The organism is Solemya velum gill symbiont (assembly GCF_002020255.1).
In the GTDB taxonomy this organism is placed as follows: Bacteria; Pseudomonadota; Gammaproteobacteria; order Chromatiales; family Chromatiaceae.
In genome coordinates this window covers 1-18,230 of record NZ_MPQG01000021.1, presented here as the reverse complement: position 1 = coordinate 18,230, position 18,230 = coordinate 1, and the positions used below count along the sequence as shown (strand labels likewise).

Genomic DNA, 18,230 nt, shown 5'->3' with positions numbered 1-18,230 from the left:
ATCAGTCCCACCCGTTTGTATGCTGAGCAATCAGTGACGACATCATGGCGATATGGTCGTCAGAATCATTCAGGGCCGGGATGTATTCAAAACGTTCACCGCCGTTGTCCAGAAAGTAGTGGCGGTTCTCATCATCAATCTCCTCGATGGTTTCGAGGCAGTCGACAGAGAAGCCGGGGCAGATCACCTGCACGCTTTTGACTCCCTCTGCTGCGAGTGATTTCATGGTCGCATCCGTGTAGGGCTGTAACCAGGGCTTGTTACCAACGCGTGACTGGAAGGTTTGCAGCCAGTCGGAGTTGTCCAGATTGAGCGCCTGCGCCAGTTTCTCAGCAGTCTGCCTGCACTCATCAGCATAGGGGTCGCCCTTGTCGACATACTCCTGCGGAATACCGTGGAAAGAGAGCAGCAGCTTGTCAGCCGACCCATGCTGCTCCCTGTGTTGTCTTACTGATTCTGCCAATGCCTCGATGTAATCAGGGTGTTCGGGATAGTTATTGATAAAACGGCATTCAGGAATCCAGCGCCATGTCTGTAACTCGTCAGTTACGGCATCAAAAACGGAAGCAACCGTACTCGCCGAGTACTGCGGGTAGAGCGGTAGTACCAGGATGCGTCGTGCATTCTGTTTTTTCAATTCATCCAGGGCATCGGCAATCGATGGATTTCCATAGCGCATACCCAGCGCAACCACAGTTGACGACTTCTCAGGGTCGAGTTGTTGTTGAAGCTTGTCGGCCTGGCGACGGGAGATGGCCAGCAGGGGTGATCCCTCATCACTCCAGACACTCTGGTAAGCCTTGGCCGAACGGCCTGGACGGATACGCAGAATCACCAGGTGCAGAATCAGAAACCACAGCAGGCGAGGGACCTCGACCACGCGTGGATCGCTGAGGAATTCATCAAGGTAGCGGCGCACGTCACTGACAGAGGCTGAGTCTGGTGTTCCCAGGTTGACCAGCAAGATGCCGGTGCGAACCGGTTGATTATCGGGGAATGGTGCTTTGTGGTACACGTTAGTTCTGTCCAGATATTGATTGCTTGGTATCAGTGCATTATTACGCAGATTCCGGTTTTGTACATCATTGTTCGTCTTTCAACGGCCAGCGACCAGCGATTAGCTTTGTTTCTTTTTGAACTCACACAGATCCTCGATCACACAGGATCCGCAGCGTGGTTTGCGTGCGATGCATGTATAGCGGCCATGCAGGATCAGCCAGTGGTGGGCATCCATCAGAAATTCTTCCGGAATCAAGCGCAGCAGCCGCTTTTCCACCTCGACAACGTTCTTGCCGGGAGCGATGCCTGTGCGATTGGAGACGCGGAAGATATGCGTATCAACTGCCATGGTAGGCTGTTTGAACCAGGTGTTGAGAATGACATTGGCAGTTTTTCTGCCGACACCCGGCAGGGCTTCGAGCGCTTTTCTTTCAGATGGTACCTGGCTGTCGTGTTGGTCAATCAGAATGGCGCAGCTCTTGATGATATTGGCGGCCTTGCTGTTGAAAAGGCCGATCGTCCTGATTTTCTCTTTCAGTCCATCTTCGCCAAGCGCCAGTATTTTCTCTGGTGTATTTGCTACGGGATAAAGCTTGGCAGTCGCCTTATTGACGCCCTTGTCGGTTGCCTGGGCGGAGAGAACCACGGCAACTAACAGTTCAAAGGCTGTTTCAAAGTGCAGTTCGGTCGTAGGATTTGGATTTTCAGCTCGAAGGCGCTCAAAAATCTGCGTGCGTTTCTCTCTGTTCATGGCGCATGATAATACACCAATGGAGCCCCTGCTTCAGAGGCTCCGGAAAAAGACGAGCCCCGGTCCATCGGGGCTCTATCACCACGTCAAATTGGTGGTGACAAAGGGATCTTCCATGTAATGACATCCAGTTCCTGACTACTGTAGACTTCCTTATCCACGAGTAGACTGAATTCCATCTCGTTTGGTGATGGTTTAACTATAGTGTGTCTGCTGAACTGGCAATATGGCCTTTTTCTGAAAATAGTGTAGGAAAATTCCTACACGATGTAGATTGGTGTGAAATGGACTCTAGCCGCTTGATTAATGTGTTGATGGCAGGTCGTTTGGTATGATCGGCCTGGTGCAGAGAGTAACCGGTGCATCTGTCGATGTTGATGCTGAACGTATTGCTGAAATTGGCACCGGCATGCTGGTGCTTGTCGGAGTGACTCGGGATGATACGGAACAGAGTGCCGACAAGCTCGCACATCGCCTGTGTAATTACCGCATTTTCAATGATTCAGATGGTAAGATGAATCTCAGTGTTAATGACACACAGGGTGGAATTCTGCTGGTCCCCCAATTTACACTTGCTGCAGAAACGCACAAGGGTATGCGCCCGGGATTTAGCAAGGGTGCACCGCCACAGGATGCACAACGGCTGTTTGAGTATCTTGTTGGCAGGGTCAGAACAGATTACAGTGGCGACATCGGATGTGGTCGCTTTGGTGCAGATATGCAGGTTTCGCTGGTTAATGATGGGCCAGTAACTTTCTGGCTTGAGACATGAACGCATGCCTATATATGGAACTGATGTACTGCGCTCGTGTCTTAACAGACATGATTTTTTAATTTAATTTAGTTGGGCGACAATTCAATGAAAAAAATACTAATTGCTTTTCTTTTGCTGATTTCACCTGTAGCAATGGCTGCACAGCCTGTTGAAGGGGTTAACTACTCGGTCATCGGTATGGACTCTTCGGGCAAGGAAAAAATCCAGGTTATCGAGTTTTTCTGGTACGCCTGCCCCCATTGTTATGCTTTTGAGCCTGCCGTAAAAGAGTGGTTGAAGACCAAGGCTGATGACGTCGAATTTGTCCGCTACCCGGCGACCTTTAATCGACCCAATGTACAAATGCATGCCAAGACTTTCTTCGCCCTGGAGCAGATGGGGAAACCGGAACTGCATGATGTAATTATGAGTGCGATGCATGACAGAAAACAGCGCCTCAATACGCAGGAGACGATGGACCAGTTTCTCGCATCCCATGGCGTTGATCTGAATGCCTATCACGACATGATGGATTCTTTTGTTGTGAATCTGAAAATGCAGGAAGCAGTCAAGTACGCCAAGCAGTACCAGATCACAGGTGTTCCGGCACTTATCGTCGATGGCCAATACAAGGTAGAGCAGGCCTATTCCTGGGCTCAGAAGTTCACAATCGCTGATTACCTTGTCAGCAAGATACGTGCTGAACGTGCGGCCATGGCGAAATAAACCAGGGTATGTCCGAGAAGGCCGCAAAGAAAATGCCAGCAGCCGGAGAACAGCGTATCCGGCTGCTGAGCTACAATATTCAGAGTGGCCTTCAGACTGCCAGCCCGCGGGAATACATCACCAAGGGCTGGAAGCATTTCTTTCCTCATCCTGAAAAGCAGGAAAATCTCGACCTGATCTCAAAGCTGGTTGTTGATTTTGATATTGTTGGTTTGCAGGAGGTCGATGCGGGCAGCCTGCGATCCTCGTTTCTCGACCAGACTGCCTATCTTGCACACCGTGCCGACTTCCCTTACTGGAACAAGCAGGTCAATCGGAATGTTGGTCCGTTAGCGCAATACAGTAACGGATTCCTGAGCCGCATCCGACCGATGGAGACACATACCTACAGTCTCCCGGGACTGCCGGGAAGAGGCGCGATACTCGTTGACTATGGTGAAGGCGATGAGCAGTTCTCTGTCGTTTTCCTGCATCTTGCACTGAGCAGGCATGGTCGTCTGCGCCAGTTGTCCTTTGTTTCTGACCTGATTGCATCACGCAAACATATTGCCGTGATGGGAGACCTGAACTGCCCCACTGATTCCGGAAGCCTGGTCGATTTTATGGCGAAGAACGGTCTCAAGGATGCGACCTGCGGTGCACCGACATATCCATCGTGGCAACCGGTGCGAAAAATTGACCACATTTTTCTGTCTGACTCACTCGATACTGACACACCGCATGTCATCGATTTTCCGTTATCGGATCATCTGCCGGTGTCTGTTGACGTGGTTCTGCCATTCAAGCTCAATGAATCGATTCCTGACTGACTCTTTCAGAACAAAATTCTCACTCAGTTGCCGGTCTCTTAATTCTGGCCATGCAGGTAGAAATAACGCCAGTCACTGTTGGTGACTTTCTCGAGTTGTTTCATCAGTGAGTCGACAGGCTGGGCTTCACCAGGATAGATCGAGTGAATTTCGATAAAACAGACCGCAACACCGGAGTCGTTTCGCCAGCGTAGCTCTTCAAGACGCTGGTGCGGGGTATTGCAATGGCCGCAACTCCAGCTTCCTGCATTTGAGTCGAATGCTTCCCAGCTTTTTACCACTGGTTTAGCGCAATTGTTACAACGACAGGGACGTGAATGCTCGCTGTAGAGTAGTTGTGGTGTATCTGCCAGGCGCAGCGAAATATGGCAGAAATCATGGTCATCTTCAGAGTCAGGCTCAAGACGGATATGCGGGGAGCAGCCCATGAAGGTCAATAGTTGCAGAAATTGTTCGCCAACCATCCAGCTCCGCTCGTTTATCGCATCGCCTGTGAAACCGATACTGTGTAGTGTTGCTTGCAGCGTTTCCAGGTCAGGCATCAAACCGGTTTTGAGCGGGTGAAGTAACAGGGAGCCTTTGTTCATGGTTTCATCAAAATTTGAGGGTATCGGACGGAGGGAATAGAGTTATGTTATATTGTAACAATATTATTCGCTTCCCCCTGTTAATGAAAAAGAATCGTATCACGCTTGCACTGTTGCTGTTGTTGCTCTCAGCACCTCTGAGTGCCGCATCTTTGAAGCTTTTCACAAGCGTATTGCCAATTGCCTCGCTTGTCTCGCTGGTTGGTGGAGAGCGGGTCAGTGTTGAGGCGCTGGTAACTGCTGGTCATGACCCGGTTACTTACGATCCGCAACCTTCACAGTTACAGCGCCTTGGTGAGGCTGATCTCTATTTCACCAGCGGCCTGCCTTTCGAGAAAGTCTGGATGGGAAAGATTCGTGCGCTGAATCCGCGCATGAAGATCATCGATTTGCGCCAAAATCTGCCTGTCGATGCTGAAGACGGTACTGATTCTGATCAACACGAATCCCATCCGCACGGGCACGGGCACGGGCACGGGCACGGACACGGGCATGAGGGTGGTGATCCTCACGTCTGGACATCACCGGCAAACATCGATGTGATTCTTGCCCTGATAGCAGAAGAGTTGACGGCAAATGATCCGCATGGTGCTGACTATTACCAAGGCAATTTACAGGCGGCACAGCAGCGTTTCAGGCAGGTTGACCGACGCGCTGTCGAGGTGCTGCCTGTCATCGAGTCACCATACTTTCTTGTCTTTCATCCTGCCTGGGGCTATCTCGCAAGTGAGTATGGACTGGTGCAGGTTGTCATTGAGATGGATGGCAAGGAGCCGGGTCCAAGGCGTCTTGCAGAGCTGATTGAAATGGCCGGGCAAAAAGGCATTGGCAAAATATTTGTGCAGCCGCAATTCGATCAGCGTATTGCCGCGGTGATAGCCGATGCAATCGATGCAAAACTGGTGGTCGTTGATCCCTTGTCCGATGATCTTGTGCAATCGCTGAACGATTTTCTCGATGCCATGCAGGTGCTGGAATGAGCGCAAGCGTGATTGAAATTGACAATGTCAGCTTCTCATTTGGTGAGATACCAGTGTTGCGTGATGTTTCGTTGAGTATTGAGGCAGGGGAGTTTATCGGCCTGGTCGGTCCCAATGGTGGTGGCAAAAGCACTCTTGTCAGGCTCATTGCCGGTCTTATTGAGCCTGGTATTGGCAAGGTCAAGGTATTGGGAAAAACACCGCGACAGGCACGCTCTGCAATTGGATACGTACCACAATACCCGGCATTTGCCCGTGATTTTCCCATCACGGTCGAGCAGGTAGTGTTGATGGGACGCCTGAAGGGATTTACCGGGCGCTACCGACGAGATGACCGCGAGGCTGTCGTGCGTGCCTTGAAAGAGACTGAAATCAGCCGTCTTGCCACACGTCCAGTTGGGTCACTTTCCGGCGGTGAATTGCAGCGTGTGCTGATTGCTCGTGCGCTGGTTGGCGATCCACAGATACTGCTCCTGGATGAACCCACCGCCAATATCGATATGCGAGTTGAAAATGAAATTTTCGATCTGCTCAAGCTTCTTAACAAGCGTATGACGGTGGTCGTGGTGTCACACGACATCGCTTTTATATCCGGTTATGTCAATCGCGTTGCCTGTCTCAATCAGACACTTGTCTGCCACCAGACTGAGGCGTTGACAAGCGAGGCTATCACCCACCTCTACGGTGAGAATGTTCATCATATCGCACATTCACACTAGCCCGGATAACCTGTAAGACAAATGAATTTTATTGACGCACTTTTCCAGTATGACTTTCTACAGCGAGCCCTGATTGCCGGTGTTCTGGCTGCCATTGGCTGTGGCCTGGTTGGTACATACGTGGTTGTCCGGCGCATAAGCTTTGTCGCCGGAGGTATTGCTCACGCTGTACTTGGCGGTATGGGTGCCGCACTTTTTTTTGGATATGCACCATATGGAGGGGCGATTGTTGCCGCCTTGATCGCTGCCGTTATCATCGGCGGTGTCAGCCTTGTATGGAAAGAGCGCGAGGATACGGTAATAGGTGCCCTGTGGGCGATCGGTATGGCGGTGGGTATTCTGTTCATTTCAGCTACGCCCGGTTACCAGCTGGATCTGTTCAGCTACCTGTTCGGCAATATCCTCATGGTCTCGGGTGAGCATCTGCAATTGATGATAGTGCTGGATGTTTTCCTGGTGCTGATGGTGGTGCTGTTCCATAATCAGTTTAACGCGGTCATCTTCGATGAGGAGTTCGCACGCCTGCGTGGATTGCCTGTCACGCTGGTTTACCTGCTGTTACTGGCGATGGTCGCGCTGACCGTGGTACTGCTGATACAGGTCGTTGGCCTGATCCTTGTCATCGCCTTGTTGACACTGCCGGCGGCTGTGGCAGGACACTATACGAAAACGCTTTCGGCAATGATGTTGCTGGCGGTTCTGATTGGCTTCCTTGTCACCAGTAGTGGTATGGCAGTCTCTTACGCATATGATTTACCGTCAGGGGCAACCATGATCCTGGTTGCAGCAATAATCTATCTTGTCTCCGCACTTGCAGCCATGCTGCATCGACGTAAAGTGAGGCGTGTATGAACAGCAAAAAGCTCGCGGAGTTTCTCGAGTATGCCGCAAGTTTATGCGAAACACGTGAGGTGCGTCTGACGCCGCAGCGCCTCGAGGTGCTCTCTATCATTGCTGCATCAGGTAAGCCGGTTGGCGCTTATGAAATTTTGCAGAAGCTGCAACAGGAACGCCCGAATGCTGCCCCTCCAACGGTCTATCGTGCCCTCGATTTTTTGCAGGAGCAGGGCCTGGTTCACCGCCTCGCATCATTGCAAGCCTACCTGGCCTGTAACCACCCTCACGATGAACACCAGGGGCAGTTCCTGATCTGTTCCGATTGCGGCAGGGTCAGGGAGATGGAGGACGGCGCCATTCACACCAGCCTGTGCAAGGCTGCAGACAAGGCTGGTTTCGACATGGATGACGAGATTGTCGAGATACTCGGGCGTTGCGGAGAGTGCAAACGGGTGCGTTCATGAAGTGGTTGCTGCTCAAGCTGGTGCGTGGTTACCAGCTGCTGCTGAGCCCTGTGCTTGGAAGTAGCTGTCGCTATTATCCAACCTGTTCTTCCTACATGATCCAGGCAATTGAAATTCATGGTGTGCTGAAAGGGGGCTGGATGGGGCTGAGACGTATCGGACGTTGCCACCCGTGGCATGAGGGCGGAGTTGATCCTGTCCCGGGAAGCCCCGAGGCGGCAACCTGCTGTGAGCATCATGCAGATGAGACGCAGCAGCATGAAAAACCTGAAACGGAGAGAGAATCAAAGTGAATGCTTGCGAGATTGTTCGCCGCCAGGCGACCGGGACAGTCGATTTCAGTGGTGATCTGCATCCGTTACTGGCGCGTGTATTCGCAAATCGCGGTATCAGTTGCAGTGAGGAGCTTGAACTGGATCTGTCTGGACTACTTCCTGTCTCATCCCTCGGCCAGGTCGATGCGGCTGCAGGCTTGCTGGAGCAGGCTCTCGACAGCAGCTGGAATATCCTCGTGATTGGAGACTTTGATGCAGATGGTGCAACCAGCACAGCACTGGCTGTCTCCCTGTTGCGAAAACTGGGTGCGAATGTTGATTACCTGGTACCAAACCGTTTCGCTTTCGGTTATGGCCTGACTCCCGGTATTGTCGGCGTCGCGCTGGAGTCGTCCCCTGACCTGATCATTACCGTTGATAACGGCATCTCAAGTATTGAGGGTGTCGTCGCGGCAAAGGCAGCCGGCGTGCATGTTCTTGTGACTGATCATCACCTGCCGGGAGACGAGTTGCCGGATGCCGATGTCATCGTCAATCCTAATTCGCCGGGAGAGTGCTTTCCAGACAAATCGCTCGCCGGTGTTGGCGTGATCTTTTATGTCATGACGGCTTTTGTTAAACAGCTTGCAGACGCGGGCTGGTTTGAGAAAACCGCAGTTGAACAGCCACGCATGGGTGACTGGCTTGATCTTGTTGCACTCGGTACTGTTGCAGATGTTGTACCGCTGACACGCAATAACAGGATTATGGTGGAGCAGGGGCTGAGACGTATGCGTGCCGGAAAGACGCGTCCCGGCATTGAAGCCCTGTGCCGTGTTTCCAAGCGCGTCCCTGCGCAACTGGTCAGTTCCGATCTCGGCTTTGCGCTGGGCCCTCGTCTGAACGCGGCCGGTCGTCTCGAGGATATGTCAGTCGGCATCGAATGCCTGCTGGCGACGGATAGCCTGAAGGCGGATGAGCTTGCCGGTCAGCTGGATGATCTCAACAGGCAACGTCGCGAGATTGAAGGTGAAATGAAACAGCAGGCGCAGGAGATGCTGGAGGGCCTGCACCTGGATGCTGCAAGTGAAAACATGCCGGTTGCATTGACCCTGTACCAGGAGCAGTGGCACCAGGGTGTCATCGGTATCCTTGCATCGCGCATCAAGGAGCAGTGGCACCGCCCAGTCATAGCGTTTGCCTCGGATGGTGAAGGTAATCTGAAAGGGTCGGCACGCTCGATTACGGGGCTGCACATCCGGGATGTGCTCGATGCAGTGAGTAAACAGGTGCCAGGGCTGATCGAAAAATTCGGTGGTCATGCGATGGCTGCAGGCCTGACACTTCCGCAGAGGAATTTTGAGCGCTTCAGCGAGCTCTTCCGGAAACAGGTTGCTGCAGTGATAGATGATACGACGCTGCAGAACCGCCACTACTCGGATGGCAGTGTTCCCTCTGAATGGCTGGATGTTGGGGTGGCGCAGCAGCTGAAGTTTGCTTCACCCTGGGGGCAGCAGTTCCCTGAACCGGGTTTTGATGATGAGTTCATCGTTGTTAGTCAAAGAGTCGTGGGAGACAATCATCTTAAGCTCGTCCTTGCACCACAGGATTCGAATGGCGACACAATCGATGCGATTGCATTTGGACAGGCTGAGGAGATTGGTGATGTTGCCGGTGCGAGTGTGCGGGTCCTATATCAGCTCGATATCAATCACTACATGGGACGAGAGAGCCTGCAACTGCTGGTGCGTCACCTCGAGCCGGCATAAGAGTCCGTCTGGCTGATTAGGGGGCACTCTTCCCTTATCCTTCTTTCGGTGCTCCTGATTCTCTCTTTGCGTTCAGTTGCGGTAAGAAACTTGCGCACTCCCTGTGAATCTTTTTCATAAATTTTGTCTGAAGAGTTCATTACCGTCAGGTTATTACGAAGTCTTTCACACGCTACTTCTAGTGCACTCTTCTCTTTTTTGACGGTTTTATCCTGTTTGGCAGCGGCCGACTGTTTTTTAGCGCTTGTAGAAAAAGGCAGGGTTGTCGTGGCTATTGGTCTGGGTGTCGGTGGCAACGATGGAGAGTTGAGTGATTTATTGCCACTGGGTGGGCGAGTTCCGGAGTAGACAATGTTGCCATTCTCGTCGATCCATTTATAAATTGCGGCATTTAAATCAGCAACTGTAATAAGCAGCATGATCACAATGCCCAGTAATAAACGAAAATGGCGCAATTGGCGGCCCCCGGATAGTAATTCCGTCTATGATTCCACATCTTGTTCTAATAGTCTAAACGATATTCAACCTTAAGGAGAAGGTTTGGCGACATAAAACCCGGTAAATGCTGTGAATTTAACGTAAAAATGTCTGAAAAACCTTGACGCAAAGTGAGTTTGGCAGTACTTTCCCCTGTTTACTTTCTTATACTGACTATGAGCCTTACCTGAGCGAGGTGGGGCTATTTTTGTGGAGGGTCAGACATAGTGGAACTCAGCGGAGCCCAGATCGTCGTTCAATCATTGAAAGACGAAGGTGTTGAGCATGTTTTCGGTTACCCTGGCGGGTCCGTACTGCATATTTACGATGCCATTTTCCAGCAGGAGGACGTGCGTCATGTGCTGGTACGTCACGAACAGGGTGCAACCCATGCTGCTGACGGTTATGCACGTGCAACAGGTAAGCCTGGCGTCGTGCTGGTCACGTCAGGACCGGGAGCGACCAATGCTGTCACAGGCATCGCAACCGCACATCTCGACTCAATTCCAATGGTCGTCATTACCGGACAGGTGCCATCGCCGTTGATTGGTTCGGATGCTTTCCAGGAAGTTGATACCATTGGTATTACACGTCCATGCGTGAAGCATAATTTTCTCGTCAAGCGTGTCGAGGATCTTGCCGAGACAATGAAAAAGGCGTTCCACATTGCCAATACAGGACGCCCGGGCCCGGTTGTGGTCGATATCCCCAAGGATGTCACTGATCCCAATATCAAGGTGCCCTACGAGTACCCATCAAAGGTCAAAATGCGCTCCTACAGCCCGGTAGAGAAGGGCCATCTGGGACAGATCAAGAAGGCTGTCGAGCTGATGATGGGTGCCAAGCGCCCGGTAATTTATTCTGGCGGTGGTGTTGTCATCGGTGACGCGAGCGCCGAGTTGACAGAACTTGTTCAGAAAACCGGTTTCCCGATCACCAATACCCTGATGGGTCTGGGTGCCTATCCGGGTACCGACAACCAAAATATCGGTATGCTCGGCATGCACGGTACCTACGAGGCGAACATGGCGATGCACGAGACAGACGTGCTGGTAGCCATTGGCGCGCGTTTCGATGATCGTGTTACCGGCAAGATTGCCGAATTCTGTCCGCATGCGAAAATCATTCATATTGATGTCGATCCTGCATCCATCTCAAAAAATGTTCGCATCGATATTCCAATTGTCGGGCAGGTCAAGAGTGTCCTGAATGACATGCTGCGTATTCTCACTGAGAGAGAAATACTGGCTGATGCTGATGCGCTGGACGCATGGTGGAAGCAGATTGAAAGCTGGCGTGCAGTCAAGTGTCTTGAATATCCGAAGAGCGACGAGGTCATCAAACCGCAATTTGCAGTAGATACCCTTCACAAGGTAACTGACGGCGGTCTCTACCTGACTTCCGATGTCGGACAGCACCAGATGTTCGCAGCCCAGTATTATCCATTTGACAAGCCACGTCGCTGGGTCAATTCAGGTGGCCTCGGCACCATGGGCTTTGGCCTGCCTGCAGCAATCGGTGTACAGATGGCGCATCCAGATGCGACTGTTGCCTGTATTACCGGCGAGGCTAGTATCCTCATGTGTATCCAGGAGCTGGCAACCTGTAAGCAGTACAATTTGCCGCTCAAGATCATCCTGCTGAACAACGGCTACATGGGCATGGTTCGCCAGTGGCAGGAGATGTTCTACGAGGGTCGTTACTCCCACTCCTATGTTGATGCACTACCTGATTTCGTCGAACTCGCAGAGAGTTTTGGCCATGTCGGTATGCGTATCGACAAGCCGGGCGAACTTGCCGCAGGCTTCGAAGAGGCGTTTAGCCGCAAGGATGAACTGGTTTTCATTGATGTTGTTGTTGATCCATCGGAAAATGTTTACCCGATGATTGAGGCGGGCAAGGGGCATCACCAGATGCACCTGTCGCCACAACAGGCAACCGAGAGGGAGCTGGCCTGATGAGACACATAATTTCTATCCTGATGGAAAACGAGGCTGGTGCACTTTCACGCGTTGCCGGTCTTTTTACCGCACGCGGCTATAACATCGAGTCTCTCAGTGTTGCACCGACAGAGGATCAGACCCTGTCACGTATGACACTGGTGACTATCGGTGACGAGCGCGTTATCGAGCAGATCACCAAGCAGCTCAACAAGCTGGTTGACGTGGTCAAGCTGGTTGATCTCTCTGAAGGCATTCACATCGAACGCGAGATGATGATGATCAAGGTGCGTGCCGAAATGGGCATGCGTGAGGAGATCAAGCGTCTCAGTGATATTTTTCGCGGCAAGATTATTGATGTCACAGACACCAGTTATGTTGTCGAGATGACGGGTGATTCGTCCAAGCTGGACTCATTCGTACGCGCAATTCCGGAAGAGCTGATTATTGAAGTGGTACGTACGGGTGCAAGTGGCATTTCGCGCGGACCAAAAGCACTCACGCTCTGATTTACAATTTTAGAAAACACTACAAGGTTAAGGCAGACAGATGGCAGTTAACATTTATTACGATAAAGATTGTGACCTCTCCATTATCAAGGGCATGAAGGTTGCAATTCTCGGTTATGGTTCGCAGGGACACGCTCATGCGAACAACCTGAAAGATTCCGGCGTCGACGTTACCGTTGCATTGCGTCCGGGCTCGGCTTCCGCGGCCAAGGCAGAGAAAGCAGGCCTGCCAGTCGCTTCTGTAGAAGATGCAGTTGCAGCTTCTGACCTGGTTATGGTGCTGACTCCTGATGAATTCCAGTCACAGCTCTATCGTGACCAGATTGAACCTAACCTGAAGCAGGGCGCAACACTCGCTTTCGCACACGGTTTCGCGGTTCACTACAACCAGGTTGTGCCACGTGAAGATATCGATGTCATCATGGTTGCGCCTAAAGCGCCTGGCCACACTGTTCGTTCAGAGTACGTCAAGGGCGGTGGTATTCCAGACCTGGTCGCAATTGCACAGGATGCTTCAGGTAATGCCAAGAATGTCGCACTCTCATACGCTACTGCAATCGGCGGTGGTCGTACTGGTATCATCGAAACCAGCTTCAAGGACGAGACCGAGACTGACCTCTTTGGTGAGCAGGCTGTTCTCTGTGGTGGTGCTGTTGAACTCGTCAAGATGGGTTTTGAAACACTGACTGAAGCTGGCTACGCGCCTGAAATGGCCTACTTCGAGTGTCTGCACGAGCTCAAGCTGATCGTCGACCTGATGTACGAGGGCGGCATTGCCAACATGAACTACTCCATCTCCAACAATGCCGAGTATGGTGAGTATGTGACTGGTCCCAAGGTCATCAACGAAGAGAGCCGTTGGGCCATGCGTGAAGCACTCAAGGATATTCAGAATGGTGTTTACGCCAAGAAGTTCATCCTCGAGGGTCAGTCAAACTACCCTGAGATGACTGCCATGCGTCGTAACAACGCAGCGCACGAGATCGAGCAGGTTGGTGCGCAGCTGCGCAGCATGATGCCATGGATTCAGAAGATCGTAGACAAGTCAGTCAACTGATCGACTTTATCTGATGCATGCAAAAACGCCGGTCAATGACCGGCGTTTTCTTTTTATGAAGGAATGATTACCGGATGTCTTACGCAAAGGAAGCGGATATACTCAGCCTATGAACGAACAAGACCCACATCCAAACCCGGGACGCGGCATCTACCTGCTGCCCAACCTGTTTACAACTGCAGCCCTGTTCAGCGGCTTCTATGCAATATTGTCAGCCGTAGACGGACGCTTTGAACATGCAGCAGTGGCAATATTTGCTGCCATGATTCTTGATGGGCTCGATGGACGGGTTGCACGTATGACGCACACCCAGACAGACTTTGGTGCCGAGTATGACTCGCTTTCGGACATGATCGCCTTTGGTCTTGCTCCCGGACTGGTGGTCTACCTGTGGGCGTTGCAGCCACTCGGCAAGTTTGGCTGGTTTGCCGCTTTTGTTTATGTCGCCGCGGCAGCACTGCGCCTGGCACGATTCAACACTCAGGCCGGCAGCACAGATAAAAGCTGGTTCATTGGTCTGCCAAGCCCCTCTGCTGCGGCAGTTACGGCCGGTTGGGTATGGATGATGGAGCACTACGAAGTCAGCCCGGCAGATGTGTCGATTGTTTCTGCAATTCTGACAATTTTTGCAGGCATCGCGATGGTCACCAGGCTGCGTTACTACAGCTTCAAGGAGATCAACATGCGTGGCAGGATTCCTTTTATGGTGCTCGCAGCGATCGCTTTTGGTATTGCCGTGGTGCTGGTACAGCCGGCAACCGTCCTGTTTCTGCTTTTCCTTCTTTATTCCCTGTCAGGTGTGGTAACAACCCTGGCACGCAAGCGGCGCCTGCGTAAAGGTTAGCAAGTGCAGGAGCCCCGGGCTTTGCCCGGGGTCCATCAGAACCCACTACACGCAATATCAATCACCAATTGCGTTTGCCTGCGCCTCGAGGATTTCACCAATTCCCTTGTGCGCCAACTGCATCATCGCCTGCAGTTCCGTGTCACTGAACGGTGCGGCTTCAGCAGTGCCCTGAATCTCGATCAATCCCTGCTTACTGTTGGTGACGACATTCATATCGGTTTCGGCATTGGAATCCTCTGCATAATCCAGGTCGAGTACCGGTGTGCCATCAAATATACCAACCGAAACTGATGCGACAGGGTCGAGCATGGGGTCGGCATTAATTCGGCCATCGACGATTAGTGACTGGATCGCATCATGCAGGGCAACCCACCCACCGGAAATCGAGGCAGTACGGGTGCCGCCATCAGCCTGTATGACATCACAATCGACCGTAATGGTGAAGCCATCGAGTTTTTCAAGATCAACTGCTGCGCGCAGAGAGCGTCCGATCAATCGCTGGATCTCCATGGTACGGCCGCCTTGCTTGCCACGAGCGGCCTCACGCCCCATACGCATGTTGGTTGAACGCGGCAGCATGCCGTATTCGGCAGTCACCCATCCGCCTTTTTTATCCTGTGCTTTCATCCAGCGTGGAACACGTGATTCGACTGTCGCATTACACAGCACCCGGGTGTCACCGAAGGAGACCAGCACAGAGCCTTCTGCATGCATGGTGAAGTTGCGTTCGAAGCTGATATGGCGCATCTCGTCCGGGTTGCGGCTGCTGGGTCTTGTCATGTCTGAATCCTTATTCAATTAGTTGCTGAAACTTGTTGCGGGTCAAACTATCATAGGTGAGACAAAACGCCAATTAGAATCAGGCGAAAACACAATAAGGAGTTCCTCTCGCATGACTAAGAGTATGACAGCTTTCGCCAGGGGTGAGAGACAGGCCGATGCCGGTGAACTGGTGTGGGAGATTCGCTCTGTTAACCATCGCTATCTCGAACTCTTCATTCGAATGCCGGATGAACTGCGTGCGTTCGAAACCAGTGTGCGTGAACAGGTCAATAAAAGACTCAACCGTGGAAAAATTGAAGCGATACTGCGTTTCAAGGCGTCCGAGAGTAATGCGCAAGGCATCAATCTCAACGAGGAGTTACTCGTTCAGATGAAGAAGGCCCTGCACCAGATCTCGATCCACATTTCCGATAGCAAGTCGCCCACTTCAATCGATATCCTGCGTTGGCCGGGTGTTGTTGTGCCACCAAGTCGTGATCCCGAGCAGTTACAACAGGAGGTCATGTCACTGCTGGACGAGACATTGACGCAGCTGGTAGAGACGCGTGAACGTGAGGGTGGAAAGCTTGCGCAGATGATCACCGAGCGCACTGCTGGCTGTCGTCAGCAGGTTCAACTGGCACGCGAGCGCATGCCGGTGGTGATTGAGGCGTTGCGTACAAAATTGCATGACAGGCTTGCAGAGATCATGGAAGAGGTAGATAGCGAACGCGTAGAACAGGAGATTGTCATTGCGGCACAGAAGCTGGATGTCGACGAGGAGATGGATCGTCTGCTGACACATCTCGATGAAATTGACCGCGTACTTACCACGGGTAAACCAATCGGGCGTCGTCTCGATTTTCTCATGCAAGAACTCAACCGCGAGGCAAACACCCTGGCTTCAAAATCATCCGACAAGGAGATGACCGCAGTTGCTGTTGAGCTTAAGGTTCTGATAGAGCAGATGCGTGAGCAGATTCAGAACATTGAGTAGATTCTGATAGCTTCCGGAAATATCCAGAGAATACCTATATTGCTCATAAACTTTCATTGCTGTTAGGTGGGAATCCGAGAGTGAAACATGGCTATTACACCAACGAGTCTATCGCTCTCCGTAGACTGGTGGCGTAAATAGCGGGTGATAGTGCCAAGTTATTGGCAGATACAAATGAATTGTCCTGAATGACTGCTTGCGGCCAGAAGCGGTCATTGAGTAATCATGGGTAATCTTCTACGTGGAAGTAAAATTCTGACGGGTTGATGTGGTAAAATTGCAACAATTAAGCAGTGTGTTTTTATTGCATTAACTGGAAATGCCGTTTAACCTTGTCATATTGATACAGGCTTTTCTGTTTGTGTTAATACTTACAACTTAACTTTGAGAATCACAGGGGATATCTCATGAAAAAAGCAATTCTCGCTGCAGCAGTTGCAGCAGCAATCGCTGCACCAGCAGCAAATGCTGGAGTCACTATCTATGGTCAGGTTCATGTCTCTATTGACTCAGTCGATATGGATGTGAGCTCACCTTTTTGGTATGACATCAGTTCGAACATGAAGGACCAGTGGGAAGTTAACAGTCGCGGTAGTCGCATCGGTTTCAAGGGTAGCGAAGACCTCGGCAACGGCATGAAAGCGATCTGGTTGGCAGAATCCGGTTATGATTTTGCTGACGGCGGTGCATGGGCCTCGAGCACTCGTCAATCCTACCTCGGCTTGGCCGGTGACTGGGGTACCTTTACTGTCGGTCGTCAATATACTCCATACAAGGTGGCGATGATGGGTTCAGGCATTGAGAACATGGGCGATACTGCTGCTGATACCTCAAGCTTGGCTAACATCTCTAACCAAGGCTCTGTTTCAAATGCTATCGCGTATGTCAGCCCGTCCATGAATGGTCTGACAGCTGCGGTTGCTATCGTTCCTGGCGAAGGCTCAGGTGGCAACGACGGTCTGGCTGACACTATTTCTGCGGGCCTGATCTACAGTGCAAACGGACTCTATCTTGGTGCTAGTTACCAGACTGCCAATGCCTCTGGTGATGATCCAACGTGGTGGGGGCTTAGTGCATCTTATACTATGAATAACCTGAAGATTGCAGCCATATATGAAGACATGAGTGATGGCGCAATAGTATTGAATGTTAATGATTACTCTGCACCAAGTGGACACAATTCATGTGACATCGGCTCTCCTTGTACTGATGGCGAGACATGGGCAGTCAGTGCAACATACACCATGGGTAACAATGCTTTGAAAGCCACTTACGGTCATCATGAAAATAATGGTGGTGATGATGACAGAGAGCAAACTGGATGGGGTGTTGGTGGATTCCATAGCTTCAGCAAGCGTACCCAAGCCTATGTTGTGTACTCCAGTAAGGAATATACAGACAACAATAACTTCATTCCTTCTGAAGAAACTATTGATACAGACACTATCTCTGTCGGTATGATCCACAAATTCTAATTCATTTTAGAAATTGTCAGATCGATAAACGGGACCTTCGGGTCCCGTTTTTATTCTTATAAATGACCGCTTTGGGTCGGAAGCGGTCAATCGAGAACAAGTAAAAGTCTTGCTGCTACTGCTGGGATCGGTCCTGCACGGTTATGCATTGTGGTGTAATTAGCAACGGACGACACGCAATTAAATTAAATAAAAACAATTAGTTATAAATATGATGGGCAACTTTTAATCAGTTGGTCGAAGGTTCGAATCCTTCACGGCCCACCATAATTCGCAAAAAAGCTCGACGATAGTCGGGCTTTTTTCATATGGACCTTCGCCGGAAGGATTTGAACCTTCGATAATCAAAATGGACGCGTTCGACAAGCGCCGCAGGCGCGCAGCATGAGCGGAAGCGAATCATCCTTCACGGTCCAGAATATAAATCAAAGGCTTAGCTAGAAATGGCTAGGCTTTTTGTTTGTCTGAGTTACCACTCGGTGCAAAATCTTTCACAGTCGGTTTGGCTATTAATCCG

The 18,230-nt window shown here is 51.3% G+C and carries 20 protein-coding genes; 15 read left to right on the top strand and 5 right to left on the bottom strand.

Annotated elements, in window-relative coordinates; translation table 11 throughout:
- Nucleotide 1: 1 nt before the first annotated feature.
- Together hemH and nth are read right to left on the bottom strand one after the other, a co-directional pair.
- Complete coding sequence (hemH, locus tag BOW06_RS11630; RefSeq protein WP_078454777.1) at nt 2-1,015, bottom strand: ferrochelatase; 1,014 nt, start codon at nt 1,013-1,015, stop codon at nt 2-4.
- A 102-nt stretch (nt 1,016-1,117) separates the two neighbouring features.
- Nucleotides 1,118-1,750, bottom strand: a complete 633-nt coding sequence (gene nth, locus BOW06_RS11625) for an endonuclease III (protein ID WP_043117418.1) — start codon at nt 1,748-1,750, stop codon at nt 1,118-1,120.
- Between the two features lie 331 nt (nt 1,751-2,081).
- On the opposite strand from nth, the gene dtd reads away from it, so the two are divergent.
- The 3 genes from dtd (at nt 2,082) to BOW06_RS11610 (ending at nt 4,039) form a co-directional block, all read left to right on the top strand.
- Complete coding sequence (gene dtd, locus BOW06_RS11620) at nt 2,082-2,522, top strand: D-aminoacyl-tRNA deacylase (protein WP_043117417.1); 441 nt, start codon at nt 2,082-2,084, stop codon at nt 2,520-2,522.
- 87 nt (nt 2,523-2,609) lie between these two features.
- On the top strand, nt 2,610-3,230 hold the full coding sequence (locus BOW06_RS11615) for a thiol:disulfide interchange protein DsbA/DsbL (RefSeq protein WP_078453462.1): 621 nt from the start codon (nt 2,610-2,612) through the stop codon (nt 3,228-3,230).
- Between the two features lie 8 nt (nt 3,231-3,238).
- On the top strand, nt 3,239-4,039 hold the full coding sequence (locus BOW06_RS11610; protein ID WP_143556096.1) for an endonuclease/exonuclease/phosphatase family protein: 801 nt from the start codon (nt 3,239-3,241) through the stop codon (nt 4,037-4,039).
- A gap of 38 nt (nt 4,040-4,077) precedes the next feature.
- Here the strand turns inward: BOW06_RS11610 and BOW06_RS11605 are convergent, their stop codons facing one another.
- Nucleotides 4,078-4,626: a hypothetical protein gene (locus BOW06_RS11605; protein ID WP_043117416.1), complete on the bottom strand. Its 549-nt coding sequence runs from the start codon at nt 4,624-4,626 to the stop codon at nt 4,078-4,080.
- Between the two features lie 83 nt (nt 4,627-4,709).
- Here BOW06_RS11605 and BOW06_RS11600 point away from each other — a divergent pair, with 83 nt between their 5' ends.
- The 6 genes from BOW06_RS11600 to recJ are packed head-to-tail and all read left to right on the top strand — an operon-like array spanning nt 4,710 to nt 9,649.
- Nucleotides 4,710-5,606 carry a metal ABC transporter solute-binding protein, Zn/Mn family gene (locus BOW06_RS11600; RefSeq protein WP_043117414.1) on the top strand — a complete coding sequence of 299 codons (897 nt, stop codon included), beginning with the start codon at nt 4,710-4,712 and terminating at the stop codon, nt 5,604-5,606.
- On the top strand, nt 5,603-6,325 hold the full coding sequence (locus tag BOW06_RS11595; protein ID WP_043117413.1) for a metal ABC transporter ATP-binding protein: 723 nt from the start codon (nt 5,603-5,605) through the stop codon (nt 6,323-6,325). The genes BOW06_RS11600 and BOW06_RS11595 overlap by 4 nt, the downstream gene beginning before the upstream one ends.
- A gap of 21 nt (nt 6,326-6,346) precedes the next feature.
- Nucleotides 6,347-7,177, top strand: coding sequence for a metal ABC transporter permease (locus BOW06_RS11590; RefSeq protein WP_043117411.1), 831 nt, complete (start codon nt 6,347-6,349; stop codon nt 7,175-7,177).
- Nucleotides 7,174-7,626, top strand: coding sequence for a transcriptional repressor (locus BOW06_RS11585; RefSeq protein ID WP_043117409.1), 453 nt, complete (start codon nt 7,174-7,176; stop codon nt 7,624-7,626). Before BOW06_RS11590 ends, BOW06_RS11585 begins: the two co-directional genes overlap by 4 nt.
- Nucleotides 7,623-7,919, top strand: coding sequence for a membrane protein insertion efficiency factor YidD (gene yidD / locus BOW06_RS11580; RefSeq protein ID WP_043117408.1), 297 nt, complete (start codon nt 7,623-7,625; stop codon nt 7,917-7,919). The genes BOW06_RS11585 and yidD overlap by 4 nt, the downstream gene beginning before the upstream one ends.
- Nucleotides 7,916-9,649: a single-stranded-DNA-specific exonuclease RecJ gene (recJ, locus tag BOW06_RS11575; RefSeq protein ID WP_230209685.1), complete on the top strand. Its 1,734-nt coding sequence runs from the start codon at nt 7,916-7,918 to the stop codon at nt 9,647-9,649. Before yidD ends, recJ begins: the two co-directional genes overlap by 4 nt.
- On the opposite strand, the gene BOW06_RS11570 is transcribed toward recJ, so the two are convergent.
- A complete protein-coding gene (locus BOW06_RS11570; protein ID WP_043117406.1) occupies nt 9,631-10,068 on the bottom strand; it encodes a DUF4124 domain-containing protein in 438 nt (145 codons plus the stop codon). The genes recJ and BOW06_RS11570 overlap by 19 nt on opposite strands.
- A gap of 285 nt (nt 10,069-10,353) precedes the next feature.
- On the opposite strand from BOW06_RS11570, the gene BOW06_RS11565 reads away from it, so the two are divergent.
- The 4 genes from BOW06_RS11565 to pssA all read left to right on the top strand — a co-directional run bounded on the left by BOW06_RS11565 (nt 10,354) and on the right by pssA (nt 14,476).
- Nucleotides 10,354-12,084 (top strand): acetolactate synthase 3 large subunit, encoded by a 1,731-nt coding sequence (locus tag BOW06_RS11565; protein WP_043117404.1) that lies wholly within the window; start codon nt 10,354-10,356, stop codon nt 12,082-12,084.
- Nucleotides 12,084-12,575 carry an acetolactate synthase small subunit gene (gene ilvN / locus BOW06_RS11560; RefSeq protein WP_043117403.1) on the top strand — a complete coding sequence of 164 codons (492 nt, stop codon included), beginning with the start codon at nt 12,084-12,086 and terminating at the stop codon, nt 12,573-12,575. The genes BOW06_RS11565 and ilvN overlap by 1 nt, the downstream gene beginning before the upstream one ends.
- Nucleotides 12,576-12,615: 40 nt before the next feature.
- Nucleotides 12,616-13,632 (top strand): ketol-acid reductoisomerase, encoded by a 1,017-nt coding sequence (gene ilvC / locus BOW06_RS11555; RefSeq protein WP_043117401.1) that lies wholly within the window; start codon nt 12,616-12,618, stop codon nt 13,630-13,632.
- 109 nt (nt 13,633-13,741) lie between these two features.
- On the top strand, nt 13,742-14,476 hold the full coding sequence (pssA, locus tag BOW06_RS11550) for a CDP-diacylglycerol--serine O-phosphatidyltransferase (protein WP_043117399.1): 735 nt from the start codon (nt 13,742-13,744) through the stop codon (nt 14,474-14,476).
- 57 nt (nt 14,477-14,533) lie between these two features.
- Here pssA and rph read toward each other — a convergent pair whose 3' ends face one another.
- Nucleotides 14,534-15,259 carry a ribonuclease PH gene (rph, locus tag BOW06_RS11545; protein ID WP_078454774.1) on the bottom strand — a complete coding sequence of 242 codons (726 nt, stop codon included), beginning with the start codon at nt 15,257-15,259 and terminating at the stop codon, nt 14,534-14,536.
- Between the two features lie 112 nt (nt 15,260-15,371).
- On the opposite strand from rph, the gene BOW06_RS11540 reads away from it, so the two are divergent.
- Nucleotides 15,372-16,238 carry a YicC/YloC family endoribonuclease gene (locus BOW06_RS11540; RefSeq protein WP_043117396.1) on the top strand — a complete coding sequence of 289 codons (867 nt, stop codon included), beginning with the start codon at nt 15,372-15,374 and terminating at the stop codon, nt 16,236-16,238.
- Nucleotides 16,239-16,645: 407 nt separating this feature from the next.
- Nucleotides 16,646-17,713, top strand: coding sequence for a porin (locus BOW06_RS11535; RefSeq protein WP_078454773.1), 1,068 nt, complete (start codon nt 16,646-16,648; stop codon nt 17,711-17,713).
- The last annotated feature ends 517 nt before the right edge of the window (nt 17,714-18,230 follow it).